Origin of the sequence: Pseudomonas kitaguniensis (genome assembly GCF_009296165.1) — a bacterium.
GTDB classification, from domain to species: domain Bacteria; phylum Pseudomonadota; class Gammaproteobacteria; order Pseudomonadales; family Pseudomonadaceae; genus Aquipseudomonas; species Aquipseudomonas kitaguniensis.
This window is the reverse complement of the sequence record NZ_VUAZ01000004.1, coordinates 26,242-34,460: the sequence shown is the minus strand read 5'-3', so window position 1 is coordinate 34,460 and position 8,219 is coordinate 26,242. Positions and strand designations below refer to the sequence as shown.

Sequence of the window (8,219 nt, the reverse complement as noted above, 5' to 3'; positions counted from 1 at the left end):
CCTCAGCCCGCGCATGTCGGTTGCGCAGATCATCAGCGAAGGCCTGGAGGTGCACGCGCCGTGCAGCCTCGCCGACCGCGACGCGCAGGTGGTTCAAGTGCTCAAGGACGTGGGCCTCGACCCCGCCAGCCGGCATCGCTACCCGCATGAGTTTTCCGGCGGCCAGCGCCAACGCATTGCCATCGCCCGCGCGCTGGTGCTGAAACCTGCGCTGATGTTGCTGGATGAACCGACGTCCGCGTTGGACCGCACGGTGCAAAAGCAGGTGGTCGAGTTGTTGCGTGAGTTGCAGGAAAAGTATGGCCTGACGTACCTGTTTATCAGCCATGATCTGGCGGTGGTGCGCGCGATGGCCCACGACATGATCGTGGTCAAGGATGGCAAGGTGGTCGAGCGCGGCGCCAGCCATGCTGTGTTTGAATCGCCGCAGCATCCGTACACTCAGGAATTGCTCGCGGCGGCGCATATTCCGCTGTAGGCGGCCGGGTCCTGGATATGGCTTTTGATAGATAAAAAGCCGGTTTGGAGTACACAGCAGATCTGCTTTTGCTTTCTGTTGACCACATTCTGCATTGCATGAGGTGTTCATGACCCCATTGAACGGCAAGACCGCCCTGGTTACCGGCTCCACCAGCGGCATCGGCTTGGGTATCGCGCTGAGCCTGGCCAAGGCCGGCGCCAACGTTATCCTCAACGGCTTCGGCGATGCCGACGCGGTGATCGCGCAGGTGCAGGCGTTTGGCGGCAAGGTCGGCCATCACCCGGCCGACGTCAGCGACCCGGCGCAGATCGCCGACATGCTCGCCTACGCCGAGCGCGAGTTCGGCGGCGTCGACATTCTGGTCAACAACGCCGGTATCCAGCACGTGGCGGCGGTGGAAGACTTCCCCGCCGAACGCTGGGATTCGATCATCGCGATCAACTTGTCGTCGGTATTCCACAGCACGCGTTTGAGCTTGCCGGGCATGAAGGCCAAAGGCTGGGGGCGCATCGTCAATGTCGCCTCGGTGCACGGTCAGGTCGGCTCGGTGGGCAAGGCCGCCTATGTGGCGGCCAAGCATGGCGTGATTGGTTTGACCAAAGTGGTGGGCCTGGAAACCGCCACCAGCAACGTCACCTGCAACGCTATTTGCCCAGGCTTTGTGCTGACGCCGCTGGTGCAGAAGCAGATTGATGACCGCGCCGCCAACGGCGTGAGCCCACAGCAGGCGCAGCATGATTTGCTCGCTGAAAAACAGCCTTCGCTGGCGTTTGTGACGCCGCCGCAGTTGGGCGAGCTGGTGTTGTTTTTGTGCAGCGAGGCCGGTAGCCAGGTGCGCGGCGCCGCATGGAATATCGACGGCGGCTGGCTTGCGCAGTAAACCCCGACCTTGCGCTAACAGGCGATCAAAGATGAAAGGTTTCAGCACTCACCCACAGTTTTGAAGACAACGTGCCACGGCGTGCTATTTTTCGGGGTAGTCAGCCGCTGCCCTCTCGCGGGATAATCGGCTTTTGTCATATTTCAGAGTGTTATGCGTAGGGTTTTTACATGAATGGAACAGTCACCGGTAGCGAAGCCGCTGCATTGATTGCGCGGCTGGACTGGGCGCAAAGCCCCCTCGGTGAGGCCAATGAGTGGCCGCAAAGCCTGCGCACGGCGGTGGACATCGTTGTCAACTCACCGATGCCGATGCTGCTGCTGTGGGGCAGCCAACTGACTCAGCTCTACAACGACGGTTTTGCTGCGCTTGCGGGTAACAAACACCCCGGCGCGATGGGCCAGCCGGCGCAAGAGACCTGGCCGGAGCTTGCAAGCTTCACCACGCCCATCTACGAAGCCGTGCTTAAGGGCCAGGTGCGCACCTTCAGCGAACAGCGCTTTGTGCTGCAACGCAATCACCGCGACACCGAGATCTGGCTGGACATGACGTACAGCCCGATACGCGATGAAAGCGGTGCGGTCGCAGGCATTCTGGTCACCACCATCGAAACCAACGAGCGCCGCAGCAAAACCCTCGAACTGCAACAGCGCTCCGAAGACAGCCTCAAGGCCCAACACAATACCGAGCAACGCCTGCAACTGGCGCTGGCCGCTACAGACGCGGTCGGCACCTGGGATTGGGACATCGGCGAAGACCACTTTATCGCCGACGCCCACTTCGCCTACCTGCACGGCGTCGACCCGAGTGATGCCGGCCTGCTGCCGATCAGCGACTACCTGCAAGGCGTGCACCCCGAAGACCGTGGCACGGTCGCCAGAAGCATCAAGCATTGCATCACCTTTGGCACCGAATACGCCGAGGAATACCGCTTGCTGCAAGCCGACGGCCAAGTGCGTTGGGTGTTTGCCCGCGGCCGTTGCTACAAGGACCCACATGGCCGCCCGGCGCGGTTTCTGGGCGCCGCGCTGGACCTGACCGAGCGCAAGCACACCGAACAGGCGTTGCGCCAAAGCCAGACCGAGTTGCAGTTGATCATTAACGCCATGCCGGTGTTGATCGGCTATGTCGACCACGAACAGCGTTTTCGCTTGAACAACAGCGCCTACCTCGACTGGTACGGCATGACGCCGCAGGAGCTGTACGGCAAGAGCATCCGCGAGGTGCTCGGCGACGAGGTGTATGCCGGGCGCGAGGATAAAATCACCGCCGCGCTCAACGGCAAGGCCTGCAGTTTTATGACCGTGACGCCGCATCACGACGGCAGGCCACGGCATGCGTTGATGAAGTACCTGCCGCGCTTCAGCAATGACGGCTCGGTCAACGGCTTCTACATTTTTGTGATCGACGAGACCGAACGCAAACTCACCGAAGAAGCCCTGCGCCACCTCAACGAGAACCTCGAAGAGCGTGTGGCCCAGCGCACCCAGGCGCTGGCTGAGGCCAACCAGCGCCTGCAAAATGAAATGTTCGAACGCGAGCGCGCCGAAGATGCATTGCGCCATGCGCAGAAAATGGAAGCGGTGGGCCAGCTTACCGGCGGCATCGCCCACGACTTCAACAACATGCTGACGGGAATTATCGGTAGCCTGGACCTGATGCAACGCTACATCGCCGCCGGGCGCAGTGACGAAATCGGCCGGTTTACCGAGGCCGCCGTGGCGTCCGCGCACCGTGCAGCCGCCCTGACGCACCGGCTGCTGGCGTTCTCCCGCCGCCAGTCGCTGGACCGCCAGCCGCTCGACCCCAACCAACTGGTGGCGTCGCTTGAGGAGTTGTTTCGCCGCACCAAAGGCGCGCATATCGCGCTAAAAGTGCAGTTGGGCAAAGACATCTGGGCGGTCAACACCGACGCCAGCCAATTGGAAAACGCCCTGCTCAATCTGGTGATCAACGCGCGCGACGCAATGCCCGACGGCGGTGAAATCCTCATCGAAACCGCCAACAGTTACCTGGACGGCACCGACATCACCACCCTCGAACCGGTCAAGGCCGGCGACTACGTGATGCTCGGCGTGTGCGACAACGGCACCGGCATGGCCCCCAAAATTCTTGCCAAGCGTTCGACCCGTTCTTCACCACCAAGCCCATCGGCCAGGGCACCGGCCTTGGGCTGTCGATGATCTACGGGTTTGCGCAACAGTCCGGCGGCCACGTGACGATTCAAAGCGAACCCGGCCAAGGCACCTGCGTGCGCCTGTACTTGCCGCGCCTGCACGGCACCGCGCTGGAAAGCAACCTGCCGGAACATTTGGGCGAAGCGCCGCTGGCGCTGGCCGGCGAAGCTGTGGTGGTGGTCGAAGACGACCCCGCCGTGCGCATGCTGGTGATCAATGTGCTCGACGAACTCGGCTATACCGCCCACCAGGCAGCGGATTCGCGCACGGCGCTGCCGTTGCTGGAATCGGATTTGCGCGTGGACTTGCTGGTCACCGACGTCGGCCTGCCGGGCATGAATGGCCGCCAACTGGCGGAAATCGCCCGCCAGCACCGGCCGGGCCTGCGCGTATTGTTCATGACCGGCTACGCCGAAAAAGCCGCCGAGCGCCAAGGCTTTCTGGAGGACGGCATGGACATGATAGCCAAACCGTTTTCCGTCGACGTGCTGGCGACAAAAATCCGCGGCATGATCAACGATGATGAGTGACTTCAGGCATAATCGCGCGCCCTTACGTTTGACCGTTGCAAGGTAACCGGATGAAAGCCCAAGCCCGTCACATTCTGGTGAAAACCAGTGAAGAAGCCGAACAGCTCAAGCAGCGTATCGCCCAGGGTGAAGCGTTTGATGTGTTGGCCAAGAAACACTCGACCTGCCCGTCCGGTAAGCGCGGCGGTGATTTGGGCGAGGTTCGGCCAGGGCAGATGGTTGGGGCGATCGACGCGGTGATTTTCAAGAAACCCCTGCGCGTGGTGCACGGGCCGATCAAGAGCAAGTTTGGGTACCACCTGGTGCAGGTGTTCTACCGCGATTGAGTGTTTGGCTTGAGACTGCTATCGCAGGCAAGCCAGCTCCCACAGTTGAAACGCGGTCAACTGTGGGAGCCGGGCTTGCCCGCGATCCGCCGCAGGCGACCCTACACCCGCTACCTCGGAATCAGCGCACCCGGTACCTGGATAACCCGGCTGGCCAAGCGATGTCCGGCCAACGCGGCCCACAGTTGAAACGCGGTCAACTGTGGGAGCCGGGCTTGCCCGCGATCCGCCGCAGGCGGCCATACACCCGCTACCTCGGAATCAGCGCACCCGGTACCTGGATAACCCGGCTGGCCAAGCGATGTCCGGCCAACGCGGCTTGCTCAGGCGAGCCTCCCGTGAGCCGACTGGCCAAATACGCCGCACTGAACGAATCCCCCGCCGCCGTCGTATCCACGACCTTCTCAACCTTCAACGCCGGCACCTCGAAACGCTGCCCTGCGCAGCGAATCAAACACGCATCCGCACCGCGCTTGAGCACCACTTCCTGAATCGCCGTGTACGCCGCAAACACCTGCTCACTGCCCTCATACCCAAACAACGCACGCTCGTCATCCTCCGTCAGCAAAGCCATGTCGACCTGCGCCAACACCTGCTGATACGCCGCACGCGCCGCCGCCACGCTGGCCCACAAACGCGGCCGGTAGTTGTTGTCGAACACCACCTTGCCCCCGCGTTTACGGGTTTCGATCAGCGTTTGCATTAACCGCTCACGGCCAATCTGCCCCAACACCGCCAAGGTGATGCCGCTGAAATACACCACGGCGTAATCCGGCAACGCGGCCAGGATCGGCTCGGCCGCCGGCGTAGTGAAACAGTCACGCACCGCCGCTTCGTTGCGCCAGTACAGAAACTTGCGCTCGCCATTCGCGTCCGTCTGGATGCAGTACAAACCCGGCAAACGCCCCGGCAGGCGCTGCACCAGGCCCAACCCCAAGCCTTCTTCAGCCCAGTGCTTGCACATGGCGTCGCTGAAACTGTCGTCGCCCAACGCGGTGACGTAGTCGACGCTGGCGCTGCCGCCCAGCTCGCGGCGCAGGTACACCGCCGCGTTCAAGGTATCGCCGCCGAAGCTTTGATGCAGGCTGCCGTCGGCGCGGTGTTGCAGTTCGATCATGCATTCGCCGATCAGGGCGATGCGCGGTTGCGTGCTCATGCTGAGGTCTCCGGTGAATGGTGGGGCCTCATCGCGAGCAAGCCCGCTCCCACAATTAAATGTATTCACACGTCCAATGTGGGAGCGGGCTTGCTCGCGATAGGGGCCACTCGGTCTAAAAACAGGTGTGCAAAGACTCGATCACTTGCAGTTGCTCATCCACCAGGCAGCCCACTTGCCACTTGTCGAAGGTCAGGCAAGGGTGCGAGGTGCCGAATGAAATAATGTCGCCGATACGCAGTTCAACCCCCGGCGCCACGCGCATGAACGCGTGCTGGTCCATTACCGCTGTGACGCTGCACGCCGTCACATCATCGCCTTGCGCCGGCACAATACCGGCCCTGTAGCGCATCAGCGGCACCGGCAAACCCGCGTCATAGGCCACGTCGCGTTTGCCCAGGGCAATCACCGCAAACCCTGGCTCGGGCAACGATTGCACATGTGCCCAGACTTCCAGCGCCGGGCGCAGGCCTTCGGCCAGGTCGCTGCGACGGTCGAGCACGCAGCATTGCGCATCCTTGTAGATACCGTGGTCGTGCGCCACGTAACTGCCAGGGCGCAGCACGCTGAGGAAACGCCCCGCAGCGTTTTGCGCCTCGAAGGACTCGGCGATCAGGTCGTACCAGGCCGAACCCGATGCCGTCACAATCGGTGTGGCCAGATCGAAAGCGCCGTCGTTTTGCAGGTCCACCGCCAAGCGCACCAGGCTGGCGGCAAAATCGCGGATGCCGCTGACAGCCTGATCGCCGTGGATCACGCCCTCGTAGCCTTCGATACCGGTAAGCGCCAGCGCGGGCTGGGCCTTGATCGCCTTGGCCAGGTCGCGCACTTGCTGCTCGCTGCGGCACCCGCAACGGCCGCCGACCACGCCGTACTCGATCATTACGTTCAGGCGCAGGCCACGGGCGGCGAAGAACAGGCCGAGGTCAGCGACGTTGTCCGGGTGGTCGACCATGCAATGGAAGTCGAAACTCGGGTCGGCCAGCAGGTCGGCGATCAACGCCATGTTCGGCGCCCCCACCAGTTGGTTGGCCATCAACACGCGGCGGATACCACCGGCATACGCGGCCCGCGTTTGTACGGCGTTCGCCAGCGTGATACCCCAGGCGCCCGCCTCGATCTGGCGCTGAAACAGCGCGGGCATCATGCTGGTTTTGCCATGGGGCGCCAGTTGCGCGCCGCTCTGGCTGACAAACTCCTGCATCCAGCGAATATTGTGTTCCAGCGCGTCACGGTGCAGCACCATGGCCGGCAGGCTGACGTCACGGACCAGGTGGGCGCCAACGGCGGCGGCGCCTTTTTCAACGGCGTTGAGGGCTGACATGCAATAGCTCCTATTCGTTAATGCGCCGGGCCAGGTGGTTGGCGCTGTCGATCAATACCCGGCGATAGTCGCTGTAATTTTTGATCGCATCGGCGCGCGGGGCGACGATGCACAAGGTCGCGATGCTGATGCCCTGGGCATCCCGCACCGGGGCGGCGAAGCAATGGGTAAAGGTGTCCGCCACACTGTCGAAGGAGAAAAAGCCATCGAGGGTGGCCTGACGAATCTGCGCAAGAAAGGTTGGCAGCGCCAGGCGCTGGCCGTCCGGCAGGATGAAGTCGTCGCTGTCGATCAAGTCGATGATTTGCTGGTCGCTCAAGTGCCCCAGCAGCAGGCGCCCGGAGGCTGTCCAAGGGATCGGCGCGTTTTCGCCGATGTCTGAAGAAATCCGAAAATGCCGCTCGCCTTCGCGCATCAGCGCCACCGTGTATTTGCGCCCGTTGAGCAGGCACATCTGCGCGGTTTCGTGGGTTTGGCTGACGATTTCCTGCAGGGCGTGGTCGGCCTCGCGGGTCAGGTCGAAATGGCGCAAGTGCGCCTGGCCAAGAAAGTACAGCTGGCGGCCGAGGTAGACGTGACCGTCCTTGCCGACTGTTTCGAGGATGCGCCGTTCGAGCAACGAGGCGACCAGTTCGTAGACCGTGGATTTGGGGCTGCCGATGCCGCTGGCAATATCATTCGGGCGCAGCGGCTGGCCAACTTCCTTGAGAAAATCGAGGATGTCGAATGCACGGTCCAGGCCTTTGGCGCGGCGTTTGATGGTGTCTTCGGTCATGGCAGTGTGTGGTCCGGTCATAGTTGTATGCTGCACAGCGAAACCCTGTGGGAGCGGGCTTGCCCGCGATGGCGGTGGTTCAGTCGCACATGGGTTGCCTGACACCCCATCATCGCAGGCAAGCCAGCTCCCACAGTGGATTTTCAGTGGTCTCAAGAGAGAGGCATTTAGCCTTTTTTCTTGTAGGCCACGCAATCAATCTCAACCTTGCAATCCACCATCATGTTGGCCTGCACACAGGCACGCGCCGGTGCGTGTTCCGGGGTGAAATACTCACCGAACACCTTGTTGAAACTCCAGAAGTCGCGAGGGTCTTCCAGCCATACGCCGACACGCACCACGTCTTGAGCTCAAAGCCGGCCTCTTCAAGAATCGCCACCACGTTGCGCAAGGTTTGGCGGGTTTGCTCAACAATGCCGCCGCTGATGATTTCACCGTCGACCGCCGGCACCTGGCCCGAGACGTAGAGCCAGCCGTCGGCTTCCACCGCACGCGCGAAAGGACGGGGTTGGCCACCGCCGGCGGTGCTGCCGGTGCCGTAACGAGTAATGCTCATAAAATAGCTCCTGA

General features: G+C 62.2%; 6 protein-coding genes and 2 pseudogenes. 4 read left to right on the top strand and 4 right to left on the bottom strand.

Going from position 1 to position 8,219, the window contains the following annotated elements; translation table 11 throughout:
* The 4 genes and pseudogenes from F0169_RS01230 to F0169_RS01215 form a co-directional block, all read left to right on the top strand.
* Window positions 1-478, top strand: a 478-nt coding sequence (locus tag F0169_RS01230) for an ATP-binding cassette domain-containing protein (protein WP_152745214.1), incomplete at its 5' end; no start/stop codon positions are given.
* 109 nt (window positions 479-587) lie between these two features.
* Window positions 588-1,361 (top strand): 3-hydroxybutyrate dehydrogenase, encoded by a 774-nt coding sequence (locus F0169_RS01225; RefSeq protein ID WP_058412595.1) that lies wholly within the window; start codon window positions 588-590, stop codon window positions 1,359-1,361.
* Between the two features lie 170 nt (window positions 1,362-1,531).
* A pseudogene (locus tag F0169_RS01220) lies at window positions 1,532-4,068 on the top strand (PAS domain-containing protein).
* A gap of 50 nt (window positions 4,069-4,118) precedes the next feature.
* Complete coding sequence (locus F0169_RS01215) at window positions 4,119-4,394, top strand: peptidylprolyl isomerase (protein WP_058412597.1); 276 nt, start codon at window positions 4,119-4,121, stop codon at window positions 4,392-4,394.
* 250 nt (window positions 4,395-4,644) lie between these two features.
* On the opposite strand, the gene F0169_RS01210 is transcribed toward F0169_RS01215, so the two are convergent.
* The 4 genes and pseudogenes from F0169_RS01210 to F0169_RS01195 all read right to left on the bottom strand — a co-directional run bounded on the left by F0169_RS01210 (window position 4,645) and on the right by F0169_RS01195 (window position 8,205).
* Window positions 4,645-5,550, bottom strand: coding sequence for a sugar kinase (locus tag F0169_RS01210; RefSeq protein WP_152745213.1), 906 nt, complete (start codon window positions 5,548-5,550; stop codon window positions 4,645-4,647).
* Window positions 5,551-5,665: 115 nt separating this feature from the next.
* A complete protein-coding gene (locus F0169_RS01205) occupies window positions 5,666-6,874 on the bottom strand; it encodes an amino acid deaminase (RefSeq protein WP_152745212.1) in 1,209 nt (402 codons plus the stop codon).
* Between the two features lie 10 nt (window positions 6,875-6,884).
* Entirely contained in the window at window positions 6,885-7,649 is a 765-nt protein-coding gene (locus F0169_RS01200; protein WP_058412600.1) for an IclR family transcriptional regulator, read from the bottom strand.
* Between the two features lie 167 nt (window positions 7,650-7,816).
* A pseudogene (locus F0169_RS01195) lies at window positions 7,817-8,205 on the bottom strand (RidA family protein).
* Window positions 8,206-8,219: the final 14 nt, after the last annotated feature.

What these genes read in the sequence shown, in the direction of transcription:
- F0169_RS01225 (WP_058412595.1), top strand. Translation starts at nt 588, where the DNA reads ATGACCCCATTGAACGGCAAGACCGCCCTGGTTACCGGCTCCACCAGC.
- F0169_RS01215 (WP_058412597.1), top strand. Translation starts at nt 4,119, where the DNA reads ATGAAAGCCCAAGCCCGTCACATTCTGGTGAAAACCAGTGAAGAAGCC.
- F0169_RS01210 (WP_152745213.1), bottom strand. Translation starts at nt 5,550, where the DNA reads ATGAGCACGCAACCGCGCATCGCCCTGATCGGCGAATGCATGATCGAA.
- F0169_RS01205 (WP_152745212.1), bottom strand. Translation starts at nt 6,874, where the DNA reads ATGTCAGCCCTCAACGCCGTTGAAAAAGGCGCCGCCGCCGTTGGCGCC.
- F0169_RS01200 (WP_058412600.1), bottom strand. Translation starts at nt 7,649, where the DNA reads ATGACCGAAGACACCATCAAACGCCGCGCCAAAGGCCTGGACCGTGCA.